Origin of the sequence: Hyalangium minutum, from assembly GCF_000737315.1 — a bacterium.
In the GTDB taxonomy this organism is placed as follows: domain Bacteria; phylum Myxococcota; class Myxococcia; order Myxococcales; family Myxococcaceae; genus Hyalangium; species Hyalangium minutum.
The window spans coordinates 427,566-449,042 of record NZ_JMCB01000004.1 but is presented as its reverse complement, the minus strand read 5'-3'; the positions used below and the strand labels follow the sequence as shown (position 1 = coordinate 449,042).

Annotated in this window: 19 protein-coding genes; 7 read left to right on the top strand and 12 right to left on the bottom strand. The window is 68.5% G+C overall.

Annotated features, from left to right (window positions below):
• Positions 1 to 74: 74 nt before the first annotated feature.
• On the bottom strand, positions 75 to 965 hold the full coding sequence (locus DB31_RS13210; RefSeq protein WP_044187000.1) for a zinc metalloprotease: 891 nt from the start codon (positions 963 to 965) through the stop codon (positions 75 to 77).
• 160 nt (positions 966 to 1,125) lie between these two features.
• Between DB31_RS13210 and DB31_RS13205 the strand changes: the two genes are divergently transcribed.
• The 3 genes from DB31_RS13205 to DB31_RS13195 all read left to right on the top strand — a co-directional run bounded on the left by DB31_RS13205 (position 1,126) and on the right by DB31_RS13195 (position 4,912).
• Positions 1,126 to 2,256: a bifunctional UDP-sugar hydrolase/5'-nucleotidase gene (locus DB31_RS13205; protein WP_240486670.1), complete on the top strand. Its 1,131-nt coding sequence runs from the start codon at positions 1,126 to 1,128 to the stop codon at positions 2,254 to 2,256.
• Positions 2,257 to 2,391: 135 nt separating this feature from the next.
• The gene (locus DB31_RS13200; RefSeq protein ID WP_083968210.1) at positions 2,392 to 3,390 is read left to right on the top strand and encodes a sugar ABC transporter substrate-binding protein; all 999 of its coding nucleotides are present in this window, start codon (positions 2,392 to 2,394) and stop codon (positions 3,388 to 3,390) included.
• A 4-nt stretch (positions 3,391 to 3,394) separates the two neighbouring features.
• Positions 3,395 to 4,912 carry a sensor histidine kinase gene (locus DB31_RS13195; RefSeq protein WP_052419924.1) on the top strand — a complete coding sequence of 506 codons (1,518 nt, stop codon included), beginning with the start codon at positions 3,395 to 3,397 and terminating at the stop codon, positions 4,910 to 4,912.
• Between the two features lie 5 nt (positions 4,913 to 4,917).
• Here DB31_RS13195 and DB31_RS13190 read toward each other — a convergent pair whose 3' ends face one another.
• From DB31_RS13190 to DB31_RS13155, 8 genes are all read right to left on the bottom strand, one after another.
• On the bottom strand, positions 4,918 to 5,583 hold the full coding sequence (locus DB31_RS13190; RefSeq protein WP_044186996.1) for a hypothetical protein: 666 nt from the start codon (positions 5,581 to 5,583) through the stop codon (positions 4,918 to 4,920).
• 85 nt (positions 5,584 to 5,668) lie between these two features.
• On the bottom strand, positions 5,669 to 6,421 hold the full coding sequence (locus DB31_RS13185) for a tetratricopeptide repeat protein (protein WP_044186993.1): 753 nt from the start codon (positions 6,419 to 6,421) through the stop codon (positions 5,669 to 5,671).
• 115 nt (positions 6,422 to 6,536) lie between these two features.
• A complete protein-coding gene (locus DB31_RS13180; RefSeq protein WP_044186991.1) occupies positions 6,537 to 7,787 on the bottom strand; it encodes an ABC transporter permease in 1,251 nt (416 codons plus the stop codon).
• An 11-nt stretch (positions 7,788 to 7,798) separates the two neighbouring features.
• Positions 7,799 to 9,028: an ABC transporter permease gene (locus DB31_RS13175; RefSeq protein WP_044186988.1), complete on the bottom strand. Its 1,230-nt coding sequence runs from the start codon at positions 9,026 to 9,028 to the stop codon at positions 7,799 to 7,801.
• On the bottom strand, positions 9,025 to 9,747 hold the full coding sequence (locus DB31_RS13170) for an ABC transporter ATP-binding protein (RefSeq protein ID WP_420806693.1): 723 nt from the start codon (positions 9,745 to 9,747) through the stop codon (positions 9,025 to 9,027). The genes DB31_RS13175 and DB31_RS13170 overlap by 4 nt, the downstream gene beginning before the upstream one ends.
• A gap of 41 nt (positions 9,748 to 9,788) precedes the next feature.
• The gene (locus DB31_RS13165; protein ID WP_044186984.1) at positions 9,789 to 11,057 is read right to left on the bottom strand and encodes an efflux RND transporter periplasmic adaptor subunit; all 1,269 of its coding nucleotides are present in this window, start codon (positions 11,055 to 11,057) and stop codon (positions 9,789 to 9,791) included.
• On the bottom strand, positions 11,054 to 12,445 hold the full coding sequence (locus tag DB31_RS13160; RefSeq protein ID WP_044186982.1) for a TolC family protein: 1,392 nt from the start codon (positions 12,443 to 12,445) through the stop codon (positions 11,054 to 11,056). The genes DB31_RS13165 and DB31_RS13160 overlap by 4 nt, the downstream gene beginning before the upstream one ends.
• Complete coding sequence (locus tag DB31_RS13155; RefSeq protein WP_044186980.1) at positions 12,442 to 13,176, bottom strand: YIP1 family protein; 735 nt, start codon at positions 13,174 to 13,176, stop codon at positions 12,442 to 12,444. Before DB31_RS13155 ends, DB31_RS13160 begins: the two co-directional genes overlap by 4 nt.
• Before the next feature lie 205 nt (positions 13,177 to 13,381).
• On the opposite strand from DB31_RS13155, the gene DB31_RS13150 reads away from it, so the two are divergent.
• Positions 13,382 to 15,916, top strand: a complete 2,535-nt coding sequence (locus DB31_RS13150; RefSeq protein WP_044186977.1) for an AAA family ATPase — start codon at positions 13,382 to 13,384, stop codon at positions 15,914 to 15,916.
• Between the two features lie 52 nt (positions 15,917 to 15,968).
• On the opposite strand, the gene DB31_RS44755 is transcribed toward DB31_RS13150, so the two are convergent.
• Entirely contained in the window at positions 15,969 to 16,391 is a 423-nt protein-coding gene (locus DB31_RS44755; protein WP_052419923.1) for an SAF domain-containing protein, read from the bottom strand.
• A 128-nt stretch (positions 16,392 to 16,519) separates the two neighbouring features.
• On the opposite strand from DB31_RS44755, the gene DB31_RS13140 reads away from it, so the two are divergent.
• Positions 16,520 to 17,356 (top strand): Rossmann-like and DUF2520 domain-containing protein, encoded by an 837-nt coding sequence (locus DB31_RS13140; RefSeq protein WP_044186974.1) that lies wholly within the window; start codon positions 16,520 to 16,522, stop codon positions 17,354 to 17,356.
• A 41-nt stretch (positions 17,357 to 17,397) separates the two neighbouring features.
• Positions 17,398 to 18,693 carry an AAA family ATPase gene (locus tag DB31_RS13135; RefSeq protein ID WP_052419939.1) on the top strand — a complete coding sequence of 432 codons (1,296 nt, stop codon included), beginning with the start codon at positions 17,398 to 17,400 and terminating at the stop codon, positions 18,691 to 18,693.
• 18 nt (positions 18,694 to 18,711) lie between these two features.
• Here the strand turns inward: DB31_RS13135 and ubiE are convergent, their stop codons facing one another.
• A complete protein-coding gene (ubiE, locus tag DB31_RS13130; protein WP_083968208.1) occupies positions 18,712 to 19,464 on the bottom strand; it encodes a bifunctional demethylmenaquinone methyltransferase/2-methoxy-6-polyprenyl-1,4-benzoquinol methylase UbiE in 753 nt (250 codons plus the stop codon).
• Between the two features lie 97 nt (positions 19,465 to 19,561).
• On the opposite strand from ubiE, the gene DB31_RS13125 reads away from it, so the two are divergent.
• On the top strand, positions 19,562 to 20,293 hold the full coding sequence (locus DB31_RS13125) for a hypothetical protein (RefSeq protein WP_044186968.1): 732 nt from the start codon (positions 19,562 to 19,564) through the stop codon (positions 20,291 to 20,293).
• Positions 20,294 to 20,303: 10 nt separating this feature from the next.
• Here the strand turns inward: DB31_RS13125 and DB31_RS13120 are convergent, their stop codons facing one another.
• Positions 20,304 to 21,455 (bottom strand): sensor histidine kinase, encoded by a 1,152-nt coding sequence (locus tag DB31_RS13120; protein ID WP_063769219.1) that lies wholly within the window; start codon positions 21,453 to 21,455, stop codon positions 20,304 to 20,306.
• Between the last annotated feature and the right edge of the window lie 22 nt (positions 21,456 to 21,477).

The following is a 21,477-nucleotide window of genomic DNA, read 5'->3' as shown; positions in this document are numbered from 1 at the left end:
GGCCTGCGCGAAAAAAGAAACCCCGTGGCACCTCGCGGGCGCCACGGGGCTCTGTCAGCACTTCGAACGGGGGCTTACTTGCCCGCGCGGTACGAGGTCCACATGCTGCTCATGCGGGTCCGCTGACCGGCGCTGAACGTGTTCATGCAGGAGTCGTACGTGTAGTCCATGAAGTTGGTGATCGGATCCACACCCGACATGGTGGTGCAGGTGTCGCGGCCGGTGGGGCAGCCGTTGGCCGGCGTCGACTCGGCCGGCGTGTCGCTCACGCTGTCGTTGGTGGTGGTGCAGCCGCCCTGGAACGTGTGGTACAGGCCCATCCAGTGGCCAACCTCGTGCGTGCCCGTGTCGCCCTGGTTGTAGTTGGTGGCCGTGCCGCCCGGCAGCGAGCTCTGGAGCACCACCACGCCGTCCATCTTCGGGCTGCTGGTGTAGCTCCACGGGAACGTCGCCCAGCCCAGCAGGCCGCCGCCCATGTTGTTGGTGTAGAAGTTCAGCGCCGACGCGGTGCCCTTGCGCAGCGCGTTCTTCATCGTCGACTCACACGAACCACCGCTGGTACAGGTGTAGTACGTGGAGTTGTTCGTATAGTCCACGCTGGCCAGCGTGAAGGTGAACCCCGCAGATGCGTAGGCGTTGTTGAGCACCGTGATCTGGTTGTTGATCTGCGTGGTCGTCACGCCGCCGTTGCCGCTCGAGTCACGGATGACGTGGAAGTACACGGGAATGCTGGTGGCAAAGGCGTTGACCTGGCCCGCCATCTCCTGGCGAACGCGGATGGCCTCGAACCGAGCCTCGATCTCCGCCACCTCCTCCGTGGTGAAGTCCTGGCTGCCGCAGTTGCGGGGATCCGACACGGCCTGGGCGTCCGTGTTCTCCACCAGTTCGGCCTCGTCCACGGGACCGCAGCCCGCCATCGCGGCCAGCGCTCCCACAGCCACCACCGTCTTTCCAAACATGCGCATGTTTCTCCACCTTGCCCACTCGGGGGATGACAACGGAATGGGTGCGCGGACTTTTAAAGTATCCCGAGAAAATGAGCAAAACGTTTATTATGTCTAAGGCAAGTTTTTCTTGACTCGACGCATAAATATTTTTTGTTCAAACCAAATGCAAGGACTTGAAGTGAAGGCGCGATTCACACTGCTGGTGATGGCTGTGCTGTGGCTGCTTCCCCTGGGAGCCCAGGCCGAGCCTCGGCGACTGGTGCTCATCCTCACCGGCGACAACCGGGGGGAGATTGCGCCCTGCGGCTGCAAGCAGGAGCCCCAGGGCGGGCTGGCCCGGAGAAAGACGGCGATCGACGCGGAGCGCGCCCAGGGCCTGCCGATGGTGTTGATGGACGCGGGCAACGCGCTGTTCAAGGAGCCCTCGCGCTCCACGGATCCCCTGGTGCAGCAGCGGGCGGAGCTGGTGCTCGATCAGATGGAGGCGCAGGGCACGGTGGCCATGGCGGTGGGCACGCGGGACTTGTCGCAGGGCCTGGCCTACCTCCAGAAGGCCACAAAGGCGCACAGCAAGAAGATGAAGCTGCTGTCCGCCAACCTCGTGGACAAGTCGGGCAAGGCGCCCTTCGCTCCCTCCCTGGTGGTGGAGGCCGGAGGGCTGAAGGTGGGCGTGGTGGGCGTGTCTGCCGAGGGCACGCCGCCCGGAGAGCCCTCGCTGACGGGCCGCCCGCCCAAGGAGGCCGCGCTGGCCGAGGCCCGCAAGCTGCGCCAGTCGCGCAAGGTGGACGTGGTGGTGGTGCTGGCCGCCATCCCCTATCCGGAGGCCGTGAAGCTGGCCATCCTGGCCAATGAGGCGGTGGACTTCGTGGTGCAGTCCCATGACGCCAAGGGCCTGGGCATTGGCGAGTTGGTCGGCACCCACGCCGCCATCTTCCCCGCCGGAGAGCTCGGCAAGCAGATCACCCGGCTGGAGCTGAGCGTGGATGGACCGGGCCCCTCGGTGGATCTGGGCTCGGGCTCGCGCGCCCGCGAGCAGCTGCGCGTGGTGGAGGACAACCTCCACAAGGCCACCACGCGGCTGGCCAGCACCCAGGACGAGCCCACGCGCGCCGAGCTCACCCGCACCATCGTCGAGCTGGAGGGCCGCCTGCACGAGCTCGAGTCGAAGATGGAAGTGAAGGCTCCCAAGGGTGGACGGGCCCACCAGCTCTCCTACGTCACGCTGGGGCTCGCGGTGGCGGATGATCCGGTGCTCAAGCAGCGGGTGGAACAGCTCCAGCCGAGCGGCTTGGCTCCCTCGGGGCCCTGAGCCGTCCCAGCATCTTCATCTTCCCTTTCAAGCAGGGTCTGTGCACACCCTCTCCCCCTCATCAAGCAATCCCAAGGTCTTCCACTACACTGAGCGTGCACCAGGGTGAGCCGGTGAGCACCGAAGGGCGCGTTCATGAGCACTCGATTGAAGATCTGGATGGGCGGGGGGGCCGCACTGATTATTGCCGGGGCCATCCTGGGGCTGAGCCTGCTGAACCGGCAGGATGAGCCCCCTGCCCCGCCGCCCGCTACCCAGGAGGCCAAGAGCCCCTGGCTGATCGGCCTGTCACTCCACATGACGACGGACGACTACGGCGTCTTCATGAGCAAGGCCTTCCAGGAGACGCTCGACGCCGCGCACGTCGAATATGTCATCACCGACGCCCAGCACCGCGGCGAGCAGCAGCGCGAGGACATCGAACGGCACATTGCCCGGCGCGTGGATGCGCTGGTCATCGTCCCGACCGATGATCAGCTCATCACCCAGGAGACCAACAAGGCGGCAGCGCAGGGCATCCCCATCATCGCCGTCACCGCGATGCCCGGCTCGAAGGTCACCACCACCATCCTGGGCCGGGATCGCGACAACGGCTTCGATGCCGGAAAGATCCTGGCGGAGAAGCTCGGCGGCCAGGGCAAGGTCATGGTGCTCAATACCCCCACGGACCTCACCCGGCTGCGCCTGCGCATCGAGGGCTTCCAGGACGCCATCCGCAGCACGGGCCTGCAGGTCATCGCCACCAAGCGCAGCGTCAGCAAGGAGGGCTGTATGGCCGCGGTCGAGGAGGTGCTGCGCGAGCACCCGGACCTGAGAGGCATCTTCGCGCCATTTGGCACGGCGCTCATCGGAGCCGCCTCGGACGTCCGCGCCCGCGGCAGCAAGGACATCATCATCACTGGCATCGACGCGGACTACGAGGTCCTCAAGCTCATCCAGGAGGGCTGGGTGGCCGCCACGCTCGCGCAGTACCCCAGCGAGCACGGCCGCCTGGCCGCTCAGGCCGCCCTGCGCATCCTGCGGGGCGAGCCGCCCATGCCCTCGGTCGAGGCACCCTTCCAGATCGTCACCCAAGAGAACGCCGCAGCCCTGGCGCGCGAGCTCTGGAAGCGGGAGCTCCCAGGGACGCCCTGAGCCGATGAGGATCTCCCGAAACGCCAGCCTGCTGACAGCGCTCGCCTTGCTGCTCATGTTGGGCGGCGTCACCTTGTACTCGTTCTTCGGCCTGCGCCGCGCCATGGCGCGGCTGGATCTGATCACCCAGGAGGTGCTCCTGGGCTACGAGAGCAGCGCCCAGGGTGATGAGCTGCTCCGCGCCCTCTCCGACGTCATCGTGGCGAGGGATGCAGCAAGCCAGGAGCAAGTGTCGCGCACGCTGTCCTCCATTCAGCGGCAGCTGACGGCCTTCGCCCAGAGCGTCCAATCTCCGGAGGCCCGCCGCGACCTGGAGTCGCTGCGGCGGATGACGCGCACGTGTGGTGAGCAGAGTCAGCGCATCTTCCTCCTGGCCCAGGAGGGCCACATCCCCGAGGCCGTCGCGGTGAAGGACGAGGTGGCGCGGGTGGTCCAGTTCATGAAGGAGGACCTCACCCACCTCATGACGAGCGAGCTCACCTACTACCGCGAGCGGCGCGAGGAGCTCAGCGCACGCGCGGCGCGGATGGCGGTGCTCATCGTCACCACCACGGGCGTCATCTTGCTGGGGTGTCTCCTCCTGCTGGGCTTCGCCTTCCGGGACGAGCTGCTCGAGCGCGAGCGGCTCAACGCCGAGCTCGAGCAGCGCGTCCGCGCCCGGAGCCTGGAGCTGGAGGAGGCGCAGCGCCAGCTCGTGGAGGCCGCCCACCTCGCGGGCCGAGCCGAGGTCGCCGTCAGCATGCTCCACAACGTGGGCAACGTGCTCAACAGCGTGAACATCAACGCCCACCTCACCGCGGAGACGCTCCGGCGGCTGCCCCTCAACCGCATCGCCCGCACGGGCCAGCTCATCGCCCAGCACCGCGACGAGCCCGGGTGGCTGAAGGATGACCCGCGCGGGAAGGTCGTCCCCGGGTTCCTCTCCGAGCTGGGCCAGGAGCTGGAGCAGCAGCGTGACAGCCTCGTGGACCACCAGCGCGAGATGCTCGAGCACGTGGAGCACATCAAGCAGATCATCGCCGTGCAGAACACCTACGCCGGCCGGGTGCGGCTGTTGGAGACCATCTCGCTCGTGGAGCTCATCGAGCTGGCGCTGCGCATCAACCACAGCGCGCTCTTCCGCCACGAAGTGACGGTGGAGAGGCACTTCGAGCCGATGCCCGAGGTCCAAGTGGAGAAGCACAAGGTGCTGCAGATCCTCGTGAACCTCATCTCCAACGCCTACAAGGCGCTGGCCGAGGGGAGAGAGACGGGCCGGCGGCTCACCCTCCGCCTGGGCTGGGGAGCGCCGCACCACTGGCGGATCGAAGTGGAGGACAACGGGCTCGGCATCACGCCCGACAACCTGGAGAAGCTCTTCTTCTTCGGCTTCACCACGCGCAAGGACGGCCACGGCATCGGGCTGCACTCGTGCGCCTTGGCCGCGCAGGAGATGAAAGGCACCCTTGTCGCCCGCTCCGAGGGACTGGGGCACGGAGCCTGCTTTATCCTGGAGGTGCCTCTGGAGCAGGAACCTTCGTGAGCCTGCTACAGGGGACAGGGCGTCATCTGCACCTGCCACTGGCCCTGAATGCACGTGGCGCCGATGCCACAGCAGGAGGCGCCGCAGAACACCCCCTCGGGCTCGCACGCCTCGCCTTGCTCGAAGTGGCGGGCCGTGCACGCCATCCACCCGGGCGCCTCGCAGTTCCAGGAGGGCGGCTCCGGCCGCCGCAGCTCATACGGCGCGACGCTGCAGGGAGGCTCGGCACGCGGGATCCGGAAGCCACACGAGACGCCCTCGGGGTAGACGCAGATGAGCCCTGAGTCCTTCGGCACGCCCACGGGCACGGCGCCGGCCTTCAAAGGACACACGCCCTGGTGCTCGGGGGAACACTCCCCCTGCACCCGGAGAAACCACTGGCCCAGGTAGCACTCAAAGATGGAGCCGCACTCGGGCCGATCCGCATAGGTGCAGCGCAGCGCGTGGCCCTTGCACGAGGTCCGCTCCGTCGGAGGCTGTGAGGGACACCCCGCTGCGGGCTCTGGCTCCGCTGGGGGACTGGAGGCCGTGGGGGACTCGGACGCAGCCTCGGGCCGCGGAGCTTCCACCGGACGGGACTCCACCAGAGGCGGGGGTTGGGTGGCCACGCACCCGAGCCACAGGGTGACGCTGACGGCCCACCACCTCCAGTTGCACTGCCACTGCCGCATGTCAGGAGCTCCTTCTCACGGCCTCCCACATGACTCGGATCGCTGCCTCCAGAAGGACTGGAGGCAGCGCCCGAGACGGCTCGCCCTACTTCTTGGCCTGCTCGGCCTGGATCGCGGCGACCTTCTCCTCGAGCTGCTTGCGCTCGGCCTCGATCTGACCCTTGCCCTGCTTGGCCACCTCGGCCAGCTGGCGCACGCTGGCGTCGCTCGAGTCGCCGTAGCGCTTGATGATGTCGCCGTAGAGCGCCAGGGCCTCGTCCGTCCGATCATTGAGGCGCAGCGACATGGCCTTGCTGAACAACGAGCCGGCCACCACCGGCTTCAGCGCCGCCTCCTGCGAGTTCCCGAAGCGGCGGACGATCTCGTCGTACATCGCCAGCGCCTCGCCCTGGCGGCCCAGCCCGCTGAGCGACTGCGCCTTGGTGTAGAGCGCGCCCGCCGCGGGCACGGCCAGCGCCTGGCCCTCGGTCCCGTCGTACTTCTTGAGGATGGCGTCACACACGGCCACCGCCTCCTCGGTGCGGCCAATGTCGCGCAGGAGGTTGGCCTTCTGCAGAAGCGTGCGGGCGACCACCTCGCGCAGCTTCGCGTTGCCGCCGTCGGCCTTGTTGCCCACCTCCTCGAAGAGCTTCAGGGCCTCCTCGTGGCGGTTCAGCCGGTGCAGGGCAATGCCCTTGTTGGCGGAAGCGCGCGCCACTTGCACGCCCACCGCCCCGTCACCCGAGCTGCCGAACTTCTGGAGCACCTCGTCGAAGAGCGGCAGAGCGTCCTGTGCCTTGCCCGACTCCGAGAGAGCTACGCCCTTGTCGACGAGTTCCTTCGCTGCCTGCTCAGACATGTCCTACCTCGCGCGCTGGCCAGAGCCACCGCCCTGAGAGGGCGGCAGCCGGGAAAGGCCCCGTTCTAGCCTTTTCCGGGGAAACTCCCACACGGAAATCCGCGCGAGGGGGCGATTACTCGGACCGCATGGCCTCCACGGGGTCCAATTTGGCCGCCCGGGCCGCCGGGTAGATGCCGAAGATCAGCCCGACTCCGGAGCTCATCCCCAGGGACAGGGCCACCGCCCAGGGAGGCACCACCGTGGGGAAGCCCAGCATCCACCGCCCCAGGAAGGCCAGCCCGAAGCCCACCGCCACGCCGATGACGCCGCCCACCAGGGCCAGGATCACCGCCTCGGTGGCGAACTGGCCGAGGATGCGCCGCTTGCGCGCTCCCAGCGCCTTGCGGATGCCGATCTCCTTGGTCCGCTCCGTCACCGACACCAGCATGATGTTGAGGATGCCGATGCCGCCCACCACCAGCGACAGGAGGCACACCCCGAAGCCCGCGATGCTGATCACCTGCGAGAGCTGGTTGAAGGACTGCGTCATCGACTCGTTGGTGACGACCTCGAAGTTGTCCTCCTCCTGAGGCCCCACGTCGCGGCGGCGCCGCAGCAGGTTGGACACCTCGTCCTGGGCCTTGCTCACCAGCTCGGGGGTGAGCGCCTGGACGTTGATGTCCAGCGAGCGGTTCTTCCCGTAGAGCGGCTGGAAGGTGCGCAGCGGCATGATGACCAGGTTGTCCATGCTCACCATGCCGAGGAAGCTGCCGCGCCGCTGCAGCACCCCGATGATGGTGAAGGTCCGGCCTTTGATGCGGATCTCGTGGTTGAGCGGATCCGTCCCGGGGAACAACAGCTCCGATACATCCACGCCCACCACGGCCACGTTGCGGCCATCCAGGGCCTCCGTGTCGGTGAAGAAGCGCCCCGTGGCGATGGTGATGCCGCTGGTGTCCAGGTACTCGGGCGTGGCGCCCACCACGCGCACGCTCGGCCGCGTCTCCTCGTTGGAAGTCGCGATCTTCTGGCCGCCCTCGTCATCCGACGAGCCCACCGAGTTCACCGAGGGGCACGCCTCCTTGATGGCGCGAGAGTCCTCGATCGTCAGGTCTGGCCGCCGGGCGTACTTCTGCCAGTTGATGCGCCCGAACCCCGAGGGCCACTTGGAGACCATGAAGGTGTTGGCGCCCAGCTGGGACAGGTCCTTGTTGACCTTGAGGCGCAGTCCCTCGATGAGGGCCATCATGGTGATGACCGTGGTGACGCCAATGACGATGCCCAGCAGCGTCAGCAGCGAGCGCAGCGGATTGCCGAGGAACGTGCCCAGGGCCAACCGGAGGTTGTCCACGGCGGCGCGGAGGCTGTCGAAGAAGGCTTTCATGGCTCCTCCCGCTACTCGTAGCGGAGCGCCTCCACCGGATCGAGGTTCGCCGCGCGCGCCGCCGGCCAGATGCCGAACAGCAGCCCCACCAGGGCCGCGAAGCCCACGCCCGCCACCACCGTGAGCACTTGCACGGACGCCGCCAGCGGGGTGATGAGGGAGATCACCTTGGCCAGGCCCAGGCCCACGACGGTGCCCAGCGTTCCGCCCACCGCGGACACAGCCGAGGCCTCCATGAGGAACTGGAGCACGATGGTGCGCTTGCGCGCGCCCAGCGCCCGGCGGATGCCGATCTCCCGCGTCCGCTCGCGCACGGACACGAGCATGATGTTCATGATGCCGATGCCGCCCACCAGCAGGGTGATGAGGCCCACGCCCACCGCCACGCCGTAGAGCGCGCCGGTGAGCTGCTGGTAGGTGTTGGCCAGCATCTCCGGCCGGTTGATGGAGAAGTCATCCGGCTGATCGGGCGGCGTGTTCCGCAGGCGCCGCATGATGCCCACCAGCTGATCCTCGGCCTGCTTCACCACGTCCGCGCTCGTGACCGCGATGGCGATGCTGAACGGGCGCTGCTTCCCGAACATGGCGTAGAACGTCTTGAAGGGGACCATGACGACGAGGTCCTGGTTGTTGTCCAGCATCTTCCCCTTGCGCGCCAGCGTGCCCACCACTTGGAAGGGCCGGCCGTCCACGCGGATCGTCTGTCCCAGGGGGCTCACGTTGGGGAAGAGCCCCGACGCCACGTCCGCGCCGATGACGGCCACCGGGCGCGTCGTCTCATTGTCCGCCTCGGTGATGAAGCGGCCCTGAATCACCTCGAAGCCGGAGACGATGCTGTACTCGCTCATCACCCCGTTCACGCCCACGTTGGCCAGCTGCTCCTCGCCGTACGCCACATCCGCCCCGCGCCCCACGACTGGGGAGATGGAGGTGACGTAGCTGGACTGGGCGCGGATCTGCTCCACCATGGGCAAGGTGAAGTTCTTCCGGTTGCGGAAGGTCCACCAGTCGCCCCGGATGACCCAAGGGAACTTGGAGACGTAGAGCGTGTTGGCCCCAATGGTGGCCAGCTGCTTGTCGAAGGAGGCGTTGAGCCCCTGGACGATGCCGATGATGGCCAGCAGCGTGGCCACGCCGATGCCGATGCCCACCGTGGTGAGCACCGTGCGCATGCGGTTGGCCTTCAGCGAGAAGAGCGCGATGCGCCCTCCCTCCATCAAGTCGACGCGAATGAGGCTCATGTGCCCCCCGCAGCCTGCGCCGGAAGCGGATTGTTGTAGTAGAGCGCCACCTCGCGGCCGGTCCCGTCCGCCACCACTTCCCCGTCGCTCAGGCGCACCGCCCGAGGGCAGCGCGCCGCCAGCTTGGGCTCGTGCGTCACCAGCACCAGCGTGTGCCCGGCGTGGTGAAGCTGCTCGAAGAGCCTGACGATCTCCTCGCCCGTGGTCGAGTCCAGGTTACCCGTGGGCTCGTCCGCCAGGAGCATGGAGGGCTCGGCCACCAGCGCCCGGGCAATGGCCACGCGCTGGCGCTGGCCGCCGGACAGCTCGTTGGGCTTGTGGTGCATGCGGTGGCCCAGGCCGACCTTCTCCAGCGCCGCCCTCGCCCGCTCCCGGCGCTCGCGGGCCGGGATGCCCCGGTACACCAGCGGCAGCTCCACGTTGGCTTGCGCCGTCTCGCGGGGCAGAAGCTGGAAGGTCTGGAAGATGAAGCCGATCTCCTTGTTGCGGATGATCGCCAGCTCGTCATCGCTCATGCGCGAGACGTCTTTTCCATTCAGGAAGTAGCTGCCGCTGCTGGGCGTGTCCAGGCAGCCCAGCAGGTTCATCAGCGTCGTCTTCCCCGAGCCGGACTGGCCGATGATGGCCACCCACTCGCCCTTGGCGATGCCGAAGGAGATGCCGCGCAGCGCGCGCACCTCCTCGCCACCCACGTGGAAGACGCGGGTGATGTCCTGCAGCTGGATGAGCCGGCCATCAGGACCGGCACCGTTCTCGGCCGTCACGACTTGTTCCCACCCTTCGGTCCACCCGGTCCACCCTGCTGGGGCTCACGCACCGCGTCCCCCTGGTTCAGCTCCTTGGAGAGCGTGCGGTAGGGGCCCTCGACGATGCGGTCACCCTCCTGCAGTCCCTCGAGGACCTCCAGCTCCGTGTCCGAGGCGATGCCCGTGCGCACCCGGCGCACCTGGGCCTTGTTGTCCGCGTCCACCACGAAGACGACCTTGGCCATGGACTCCGTCTTGCGCTTGGCGGTGAGCCCCCCACCCTCCACGGGCGGCTTGTAGTCCGGCAGCAGCTTCTCCGAGCGCACTGTCACCGCCTGGATGGGCACCAGCACCGCGTCGTTGTGCGTCTCCGAGGAGATGCGCACCTCCGCGCTCATGCCCGGCAGCACGCCCGGGGGCCGCGACTCCAGCGCCACGGTGACGGGGAACGTCGTCACCTCCGCCTCGGTGCCCTGGTTCTTGATGAGGGCCTTCTGGGCGATCTCCACCACCGAGCCCTGGAAGGACTCGCCCTCCAGCGCGTCCACCGTCACCTCGGCGGGCTGGCCCGGCTTCAGGTGCACCACCTCGTGCTCGCCCACCTCGATCTTCACCTCCATGGCGCTGAGCGCGGCGATCGTCATCACCACGTCCTCGGAGAAGTCCGAGCCACGGACGCGCTCGCCCACCTCGCGCGACAGCTCGATGACGTTGCCGTCGATCGGCGACACGAGCGTCGTCTTCGAGAGGTTGTTGGCCGCCTCGTCATACACGGCAGTGGCCTGCTCGTAGCGCTGCCGGGCACCGGCCAGCCGGGCCTCGGCGGTCTCCTTGGCGGCACGGGACTGATCCAACTCGGCGGCGGACGCCAAGCCCTTGTCCACCAGCCCCTCCACGCGCTTGTACTCGGCGGCGGTGCGCTGGGCCTCCACGTCAGAGACCTGGATGTCCGACTTGGCGGCGTTCTGCGAGGCACGCGCCTGGTTCACGGTGGCCTCGAAGCGGCGGCGGTCGAGCTTCCCGAGCACCTGGCCCTTCGTCACCCGATCGCCGTCCTTGACCGCCAGCTCCACGAGGTCGCCGGACAGGTTGGAGGAGATCTTCACGGTGGTGGCCGCCTGCACCTTGCCCGCGCCCGTAATGGTGCGGGTGATGGTGCCCTTGCGAGCCTTGGCGACCTGCACCTCCACCGTCGGAGGAGGCCGCTCCTTCAGCCCTCCCGCGGTGATGGCCGCAGCCCCGAGGAACAGCACGCCAGCGATGACCGCCTTCCACCACTTCATTTCGACTCTCCCGGACTCAGGGTGCCCATGGCCCGCATCAGCGCGAAGCGGGCAACCTCGACATCAATTCGATTTCCCAGCAGGGTCAGCTCGGCCTGGGTCAGCTTGAGCTGCGCATCGCGCACCTCCAGCGTGGACCCGGCGCCAGCCTTGAAGCGCTCTTCCCCCAGCGTCAGGCTCTGGGCGGCGGCCTCGCGGTTCTCCGAGGCGAGCCGCGCAGCATCGATGCGCGTCTGCAGCGTCTCGATGGCGGCGCGCACGCTGGCATCCAGCTCCCGCTCGGCCTGCGCCAGGTTCAGCTCCGCGGTGCGCCGCGTGGCCGCGGCCCGGGCCTCCTGGGCCTGCGTGGCGAAGCCATTGAAGAGATCCCACTGCAGCACCAGCTGGCCGGACACCGCGTTCTGCAGGCGAGGCTCGGTGAAGACGGGACCCGCGTTGGGGCCGCCGCGCGAGTAGGAGCCCTGGCCCACCAGCCGGGGAAAGTAGCCGGACGCCGCGACGTCCTCGCCCAGCTGCGCGGCACGCACCTGCTCCTGGAGCGCGCGGAGCAACGGACGGCGCTGGCGGGCCTCCCTCATCGCGGCGTCCAGGGCGGGCGCGGGCTCGGGCGCCACGGTGAAGATGCCGGGGTCCTGGGCCACGAGCGCCGTGCTCCCCGGGCGGGCCAGCCAGATGGCCAGCTGCCCCTGGTCCTGCACGAGCTGCGCGCGGCGCTGCACCAGGTTGATGCGATCGTTGCCCAGGTTCACCAGGGCCGACAGCTCCTCGCCCCGGCCCACGCGGCCCGCATGGAAGAGCGCCCGGGCCCGCTCCAGCTGTTCCTCGCTGCGGCGCACCGTGGCATCCAGTACCTGGATGGTGGCCTGGGAGCGGTAGAGGTTGAAGAAGCGGTTGACGGCCTCCAGCTCGGCGGCATCCGCCTGCTCCACGGCCTGGCCGCGGGTGGCCTCCGCCGACGCGCCGCTCTGCTCCAACTGCTTCCAGCGCGCCCGGTCATAGATGATCTGGGAGAGGCCCACTGAGGCATTGTAGTTGCCGCGGCTATTGCCCGGCACATCCACCGTCTGCTGCACGCAGGTGGTACCGGTGGGATCGCACACCGGGGTGACGATGCGCTGGGGGCCGTTCTTGACGCCACCTGCGCTCAGGGAAAAGTCCACTTGCGGGAGCAGCGGCGAGCGCGCCGACCGGACGTCCGCCTCCGCCCGCTCCACGTCGAGCAAGGACAGCAGGGCCTGGGTGTTCCTCCGGCCCTCAGCCCGGGCCTCGGCCAGGGAGACAGAGCTGGCGTTGGCGTCCGGAGTGGCAGGAGTCGCCGGAGTGGCGTTGGACTCCGCCGGGCTCTGAGGAGCCACGGCCAGCAGCGCCGCGAGAAGAAGCGCGTTCATCGGCCACCTCGCATCCCGCCCGGCCCAGCGCCGCGCGCGGCTGCCATGGCCGGCAGCCCGATCATGAAGACCCCCACGTACATGGCGTAGAGCACCACCGCCAGGAGCAGCGCCCGGCCCTTGCGCATCCCCGTGGCGGCGGAGAAGCCCAGCCCGAGCAGGCCCACGCTCCACAGGTTGAAGAAGTCCACCGCCCTCAGCAGCTGCTGGGCCTTGGGAGAGAGCCCGTTGAGCGCCGCCAGGCTGGAGGGCACCAGCGTCTGCACCTGGGCCTCGGTCATCGAATACTGCGCCGCGGCGCAGAACGCGAAGATGAGGTGGTACAGGGCAATGGGCAGCATGGCGATGGACGCCACCGCCATCATCTTCCCGAACGCCCCGGGCGTGCCCAAGAGCCAGGCGGTAAACCACAGCACCGCCGCCAGCAGCAGCACCATCAGGGGCATGACGAAGACGCCCTTGGCGATGCCGCCCACCAGCGCCTTGCGCGAGGCCGTCTGCACCTCGTCGGAGAGCTCACTCTCCGAGTAGCGGCCAATGTCCCCCGACGTCTGGAGGCGCTGGATGGTGGCCGGCGCCGCGTTCCAGCGCAGGGCAAAGGCGGTGCCGGACAGCGACACGCTCAGGCACAGAAAGAGCAGAGGCCACACCCAGCGGCGAGCCTCGATGGCGGCCCCCATCCCGTCGAACGGATCGACGAGGACACGGGCGGGTTGGGCAAGTGAGGTCATAAGAGCGGGAGGTTGCGGGACTTTACGCTGCGGGGGGCCTTGTCATTGCTCCAACAAATGCTGGCCGGCCGCCGAACAGGCGAGCGACCCGCCACATTCCGTAGATTCAGGGGGTTACCCCTACCTTGTAGCGACCTGTAGCAGAAATTTTGCTGCCGGGATCCGGACAGTGTATTTGCTCGAATGCCCGCTTGCCGGAGCGCCAATGGTCGATAGCACGGATCTCGCGCAGGTACTCCTTGAGGCGAAGGACATTGCCCAAAGCGTCTCACAGAAGCTCAGCTCTGCTCACTTGTTGCTGGCGCTCTTCACCGTGGAGAACCCCGCCCAGGTCCTCCTGAAAGAGAAGGGCGTCGACGAGGACCAGCTGCTGGAGCTCATGACGGAGGCTCCCGCCGAGGAAGAGCCCCTGGTGCGAGACCTGTGCCAGCGCGCCCGAGTCATCGCCCAGCAGTGCGACTCGCGCGAGGCGGACTGCCTGCACCTGCTCATCGCGTTCGCGCGGGTGCGGTGCGCGGCCAATGACTTGCTGACCCAGGCCGGCGTGGACCTCATTGGCCTGCGGACCACGGCGCTGTCCTACTTCACCAGCGGGCGCATGCCTCGGAAGCTGCAGGCGCCCCGGGCTCAGCCGGCGGCGCTCGGGACGCGCTACCCGTTGGGGCGGCCCCTGGGTGCGCCTCCGACGCCCCTGCCCCAGTCCGCCGTGGCGCTGAGCGTGCCCAAGCCCGTGACGCCCAGCCGCCCTTCCCTGCCCGCGCTGTCTCCGCGCGATCTGATCGATGAGGACGAGGGCCGCGAGGAGGAGGTTTCCGCCTCCGAGTCCCTGCCCCCGGCGCCCGTGGTCCGCGCCGCCCCGGCGCCCGCGGTGCCTGCCGCTGCCCCGGCCCCTGCGCCTCGCACGCCGACGCCCGTGCCGTTCCCGGTGCCCAAGGGCCTGGATCCGTCGCTGGCGTTGGATGCCAAGACGTTCCCGCTGCTCACGTCGCTGGGCCGGAACCTGAGCCTGCTCGCGCAGCAGAAGAAGCTGGACCCGGTGGTGGGCCGCGCCAAGGAGATCGAGGAAGTCATCGACATCCTTGGCAAGCGCCGCACGAACAACCCGTGCCTGCTGGGCGAGGCGGGCGTGGGCAAGACGGCCGTGGTGGAGGGCGTGGCCCAGCAGCTGGTGTCGCTGCGAGGCACCCTGGCGGCGAAGGTGCTGGTCGAGCTGGACATGGCCTCGCTGGTAGCGGGCACGCAACTGCGGGGCTCGTTCTCGGAGAAGCTGAACGCGCTGAAGGACGAGGTTCGCAAGGCGGACGGGCGCGTGGTGGTCTTCATCGACGAGATCCACACGCTGGTGGGCGCGGGCTCCACGGGCGACGGCCCGCAGGACGCGGCCAACGAGCTGAAGACGGCCATGGCCCGGGGCGAGTTCCCGTGCATCGGCGCGACGACGCACGACGAGTTCCGCAAGTTCATCACCCAGGATCCGGCGCTGGAGCGGCGCTTCACGCCGGTGGTGGTGAACGAGCCGTCCGTGCCGGAGACGGTGGAGATCCTCAAGGGCGTGATTGGCCGCTACGAGGAGCACCACGGGCTGAAGTACGCGCCCGAGGCGCTGGAGGCGGCGGCCTCCCTGGCCTCGCGCTACGTGACGGACCGGTTCATGCCGGACAAGGCCATCTCCGTGGCGGACCTGGCGGGCTCGCGCTGCCACCGCGAGGGCAAGGAGTCAGTGGAGCCGGCGGACGTGGCGCGGGTGGTGGCGAAGCTGGCCGGGGTGCCCGAGGAGCGGCTGCTGATGAACGACTCGGCGCGGCTGCTGAACCTGGAGACGGACTTGGCGCGCCGGGTCATCGGCCACGAGGAGGCCGTGACGCGCATTGCCCGGGTCATCCGGCGCAACTACGCGGGCTTCGCCTCGCGGCGGCCCATGGGCTCGTTCCTGTTCCTGGGCCCCACGGGCGTGGGCAAGACGGAGATGGCGCGGGCGCTGGCCGAGGTGCTCTTCGGTAACAAGGACGCGCTGGTCCGGCTGGACATGAGCGAGATGTCCGAGCAGCACGGCGTCTCCAGGCTCATCGGCTCGCCCGCGGGCTACGTGGGCTACGGCGAGGGTGGCCAGCTCACGGAGCCGGTGCGGCGTCGGCCTTCCTCCGTGGTGGTGCTGGACGAGATCGAGAAGGCGCACCGCGAGGTGCAGCTGCTCCTGCTCCAGGTGCTCGAGGAGGGCCGGCTGACGGATGGCAAGGGCCGGCACATCGACTTCTCGAACACGGTCATCGTGCTGACGACGAACCTGGGCGCGGAGGCGTTCTCGCGCACGGGGCGCGCGCTGGGGTTCGGCGCGGATGCGGGCGTGGGCAACGGGAGCGACGTGGACTCGGCGAGCGCGGCGGCGCGCAAGGCTCTGCCTCCCGAGCTGTGGAACCGCATCGACGAGCGGCTGCCGTTCCGTCCCCTGCGAGAGCTGGAGGTGGCGCGGATCGCCACGCTGCTGCTGGCCGAGAGCAGCAAGCGGCTCGCGACCGAGCGCGGCATCGAGTACGAGGCCGGCGACGACGTGGTGGGCCTCCTGCTGAAGTCCGGTGGGTTCGATCCGCAGCTCGGGGCGCGGCCCATGCGCCAGGTGGTGCAGCGGCTGGTGGAGGCGCCCCTGGCCGAGCGCATCCTCTCGGGCGAGTTCGTCGCGGGAGACAAGGTGCGAGTGGCCGTGGAGGAGAGCCAGCTCGCGTTCCAGCTCGTGTCGGCCTGAGCCCGGGCGCTCCCGTGGCCCGGTGTCTCCGGGGGGGCCCTGAACCGAGGGCCTACTTGACCTGGCTGTCGCTGACAGACGCCGCCGAGTCCTGGGACTTGTCCGGCTTCGTCTCGAACTGGCTCCACAGGAGCATGTCGCCCTTCTGCACCGGCACGAGCAGCTTCGCGTTGACGATGTAGTTGGCGCTCTCCGGCTTGACCACGGAGCTGGTGACGAACTGCTTCGGGGCCGAGCGCTGCTGGATGTGATCGAACGTGACCGCCGTGCCCTCGGGGATGTCCACGGCCGCGACGACCACCGGGACCAGCTGCGAGCCCGCCAGGGAATCCTCCGCGCCCTTCTGGCTGCTCTTGGCCTGGTGACCGGCCATGTTCATGACAGCCACGCCAAGGATGAAGCCCACTACGCCGCCGGCCAGCGCGCGTACGAAGGAAGGACCACCGCTCTGCGTGGATTCCGTGGGATCACTCATGATGTGGATCAGCCTAGCCGGGAAGGCTACGGGGTTGCACGTATTTTTCTGCTTTTCTGGTAAAAACTCAGTTCACCTGGAATCCATCTTTCACCATGGCGTCTCGAAACCGGAGGGGTAAAGGGTCCATGGCAGCTCGGCGCCCGCGGATTCTCGTGGTCGGCGGAGGCCGGCTGGGGGGAGCGCTGGCGCTGTCTCTCTCCGCCCGGCGCTGGACCGTTCGCGTCCACAGCCACTCCGATGAGGGTCGCAGCCGCGTGCTGGCGCTGGGCCTGAAGCCCGCCGCTCCCAAGGATCTGGAGCAGTCGCAGGTGGCCCTGCTCTGCGTCCCGGACAAGGCGGTGCCCGAGGTGGCTCGGGAGATGGCACGCACGCTCGGCCGAGGCACGGCGCTGGTGCACTGCGCGGGCGCCTTGTCCCTGAAGGCGCTGGGCGCTCCCCGGGGCCGTCCGCTGGGCTCGTTCCACCCGCTCTGCGCGGTGTCGGATCCACGAGACTCGCTGGCGGGACACGCCGTGGCGATCAGCACCCGCTCCCAGCCTCTGAAGGCCGTGCTGCGGCAGATGGCGGAGGATCTGAAGCTCCTGGTGCTGGAGGTGCCCGAGGCACGCCGGGCCGCCTACCACGCGGGCGCTGTCCTCAGTGCGGGCGCGGTGGTGTCGCTCCTGTCCGTGGCGGTGGAGGCGCTCGGCCACGCGGGCATTCCCGAGGACGCGGCCCTCTCGGCCCTGCTCCCGCTCACGCGCTCGTCGCTGCGAGGCGTGGAGGCCCGGGGACTCGTGCGAGGACTCACAGGTCCGCTCGTCCGAGGGGACGCGGGTGTCGTGGCGGCACACCTCGCGGCGCTGCCTCCCGAGGTGGCCGAGGTGTACCGCCTGCTCTCCCGGCGCGCGCTGAAGCTGGCCGGATCCCGGCTTCCTCCGGAAGCCCACGCCCATCTGACAAAGCTCCTGAATGAGCGGTGAACCGGACGGCCATCGCGGCTAGGGTCTCGGACTCAGCGCTCATGAAGCTCACGAAGCTCCAGATCCACAAGTACCGAGGTGTCACTCCTGGCACCACGCTCGCCTTCAGCCCGTCGCTCAACGTGGTGGTGGGCCGGAACGGGACGGGCCGGACGACGCTGCTGGAGCTGATCTCCCGGGTCCTCTGCGCGGACTTCTCCGGGCTGATCCACGAGGAGTTCTCCCTGGAGTACGAGCTCACCTTCCTGGGCATGAAGATCCATGTCCGGGCCCGGAACCAGCCGCCCTCCTCCGCTCTCGATGACGCTGAGGCCGCGCCGAGCCAGAGCGCGAAGCTGCTGTCATTGAAGAGCCCGGAGACTCCGCCGAAGCTCGAGCCCCACCTGGAGGCCACGCTGCGGCTGGCCGCTCCGTCCACACAACTGGTGGTGCGCGCGGACAGCAAGGGCCTGTTCTGCGACGTGGACGGTCAATCCGCCTATGCCCGGTCCATGCACTGGTCGGTGCTGGACCGCACGGTGTGGACGCTGGTCTTCATGGTGGCGCAGTACCTGGCGCCCGAGCTCAAGGAGCGCCTCAAGGATCTGCTGCGCCGCACCTTCCTGCTGGCGCCCCCTCGCTTCGATGAGGCACTGGGGATGTTCCAGCAGATCGGCAGCATCACCTACGCCATGGAGATGCAGGGCGATGAGGTGTTCCCGCTGGGGCTCATGGCCCTCCCCACGTGGATGCCCGCCTGGCTCCGCGAGCGCGTGGATCGCGGCCCGCCTCCGGACGCCTTCGAGTTCTCCCACTCCGAGCTGGAGCGGAACTTCCTGGCGAAGTTCGTCGCCCTGGCGGGGTTCGCGGCGGGGCGGCTGCGGGTCGAGCTCGTGGAGAGGCGGACGTACGAGAACGGCGGGCGCCTGGGCTTCGGCCACTTCGGCTTCCACTTCACGCGCCACGACGGGACAGAGCTGGCGCAGGAGGCGCTCGGATACGGACAGAAGCGGCTGCTGTCCTTCCTCTACTACCTGGACGTCAACGAGGACTTCGTCATCGCCGATGAGCTGGCGAACAGCCTGCATCCCCGCTGGGTCGCCGCCTGCCTGAAAGAGATCGGCACGCGGCAGTCCTTCCTCACCAGCGAGAGCCCGCTGCTGCTGGAGCACCTGCCCCTGGCATCCGCCGAGGAGCTGCGGACCGCCCTCATCCTCTGTGGTTCGGGAGTCCAGAACGGCCGCGAGCAGCTCGTCTGGTCCAACCCCACGGCCGATGCCGCCGCGAAGCTCCTCGAAGCCCATCGGGCGGAGAACCTCCCGCTGGGGCACCTGCTACAGGCCCACGGACTGTGGTGAGCCCGAGTCGCGCGGGGCTCAGGCAGCCGACTGCGGCTTGGCCACGTACAGGCAGCACACGCCGAAGGTGAGCGGCTGCACGCGCAGCACCTCCAGCCCGGCCTGGCGCATCAAGTCCGCGAACTTCTCGGGCGGAGGGAACGCGGCGATCGACTGCTGGAGGTAGCGGTACTCCTTGGCGCCCGAGAGCAGGCTGCCCACCCACGGCACCACCGTGCGAATCTGGAACCGGGCCAGGGGGCCCAGGATGCCGCCTTTGGGCTCGGACAGCTCCAGGATGGCGATCCGGCCGTCGGGCTTGACCACCCGCGCCATCTCCCGCAGGGCCTTGGACCGGTCCGGCACGTTGCGGATGCCGAAGGCCATGCACAGCCCGTCGAAGCTGCGATCGGGGAACGGCAGCACCTGCGCATCTCCCACCTGCAGCTCGCACTTGGAGGCCAAGCCCCCCGCCGCCACCTTCTGCCGGCCGATCTCCAGCATCTTCACGGAGGGGTCCACGCCGACCACCGTCGTATCAGGGTGGCGATGGAGCACCTTGAGCGCGAGGTCCGCGGTGCCCGTGGCGAGATCCAGCACCCGGCCGCCCGGCTTCAGCTCCAGCGCATCCACGGTCTTGTTGCGCCAGCGCTGGTCGATGCCGAACGACATCAACCGGTTCAACAGATCGTAGCGCGGGGCAATCTTGTCGAACATGGCGCCCGAGCCCGCCCGATCCACGGCGGAACCGGGCTCAGAGGGAACAGTGGACGGCTGGGGCTGCGTGCTCATGGCTTCCTTCCAAGTCAGCTGCGCTCCAGGGGGCCTATAGCACCTTGCGTGCCGCCGGGGGTTCAACATCCTCGGCCTTCACCAGTAGAGTCAGAGCATGAACCTCCTGGCCCTTCTGACTCTCTTGGTCGTGGTGGGGCTTCCCGCTGTGGGGAACGCTCAGGCAGCGGATGCACCGGCGACTTCCTCCCAGCCGGCGACCGCGCCCCCGCTCATCACCGCTCCCCCCGAGGCCGCTCCAGCCGAGCAGACGTCCCCGGCGGAGCAGGCGCCCTCGGATCGTCCCTTGAGAGGGCATCTGCTCCCTCCCGAGTGGCAAAGCCGACGGCCCAACTACTTCGTGCCGCGCGTTCTGGCGGGGACAGTCCTGGGAACCCTGGCGGGGACGGGAGGATTGATCGGAGGGTTCTTGATCGGCCTGGCGCTCGAGAAGGACTGCAACCCGTTCGATGACGTGTGCAGCTCCGACGAGATCTTCGTCCAGACTGCTCCCGCGCTGCTGGCGACGGGCCTGCTCTCGTCACTCACGGTGTACGGAATCGGCAGCGCTCTGCATGGAGAAGGAGCGCTCAGCACCACGCTCTGGGGAGGCTTCGCGGGAACGGGGCTTGGCGCACTGCTGATGGTGGCCACCCAGAGCTACGGGGGCATTGTGCTCATCCCCCCCTTGGCGGCCATTGGAGCGCTCGTCGCCTACGAGCTCTCCGACTCCGAGTGGGAGCGGGAGCAGGTCAAGGCCCGGCTCGGAGGTACCAGCGTTCAGCTGGTGCCCGTGGTGGGAGTGACGCAGGGCGGAGGCGTGCTCGGAGGACTCGCCGGGCGCTTCTGAGCCAGTGTGTCTACACCGCAGGAGAAGCAGCCCCGTGTGAGTCTGGCTGCATCGGTGGACCCTCCTCCCTGAGGACGGCCCGCTGCATCGGCAGAGAGAGGGTGAAGCAGCTCCCCTGCCCCTGCCTGCTGGTGGCCTCGACCGTTCCCCCCAGAGCGGTCACGACGGCCTTCACCACGGCCAGCCCCACCCCCCGTCCCGGGGACTCGTACTCACTTCGGCTGTACATGTCGAAGATCACGGGCAGCATCTCGGGGGAGATGCCCCTCCCGGTGTCCTCGACGGTGATGCGCACCCCGCCCTGCTCCTGGCGGGCCCGCAGCACCACCTCGCCCGAGTCGGTGTACTTCAGCGCGTTGTCGACGAGGTTCTGCAGCACCTGGCCGAGCAAGAGCCGATCCGTCTTCAGCCAGAGTCCGCCTGGGATCTCCACTCGCAATTCAACGCCCTGTCCGTCCGCGCGGGCTTGCAGAAGCTCGGTCACCTCCTGCGCCACGGAGGCGAGCTGAATCTCCGTCTCCTTGATCTGAAGCTTGCCAGAGAGGGCGCCTTCGGTTGCAAGCTGTGCCTCGACGAGGAAGAGCATCCGGCGCGTCGCGCGCTCGATGCGATCCAGGTTCCTGGCGAGCCCTTGACCGGTGGAATCCTGCTTCCGCACCATGCCGACGCTGGTCAGGATGGTGGCCAGGGGCGCGCGGAAGTCGTGAACGAGCCGGGCCAGAAACTCCGACTGACGGTGGCGGAGCCGCTCCTCCCGGAGCTCGATGTAGTACGCCACCCCCTCCCGGTGAGCCAGATCCACTGCCCCGTGCAGGACACTCGCGGCCTTGTTGCTCAGCGCGACCCCTGCCGACTCGAGGGTGTCCAGCAGCGCCTCCCGCAGCGAGTTGTATTCTTCTCCCAGCTCTTTCAACCCGTACCCCAGGTCGAGACGGCTCTCGCCGTGCTTACCGGAGATCTCCCTGGGCACAAGGGAAGCGGGCATGGACGTCGCTGCCCTGGCCAGACCGTCGAGGATGGCATCCACCAGCCCTGGGACGTTGTTCAGGACCACCTCGCGCGGAAGGCAACGTGCAGCAGAGCCCTTGCTTACACGCTTGAGCCAGTTCTCGATGATCTGGTCTCTCCGGCGCCGAAGCGCTTCTTCGACTGCAGGATCCATGGGGCCTCGCGTGGACGAGGAG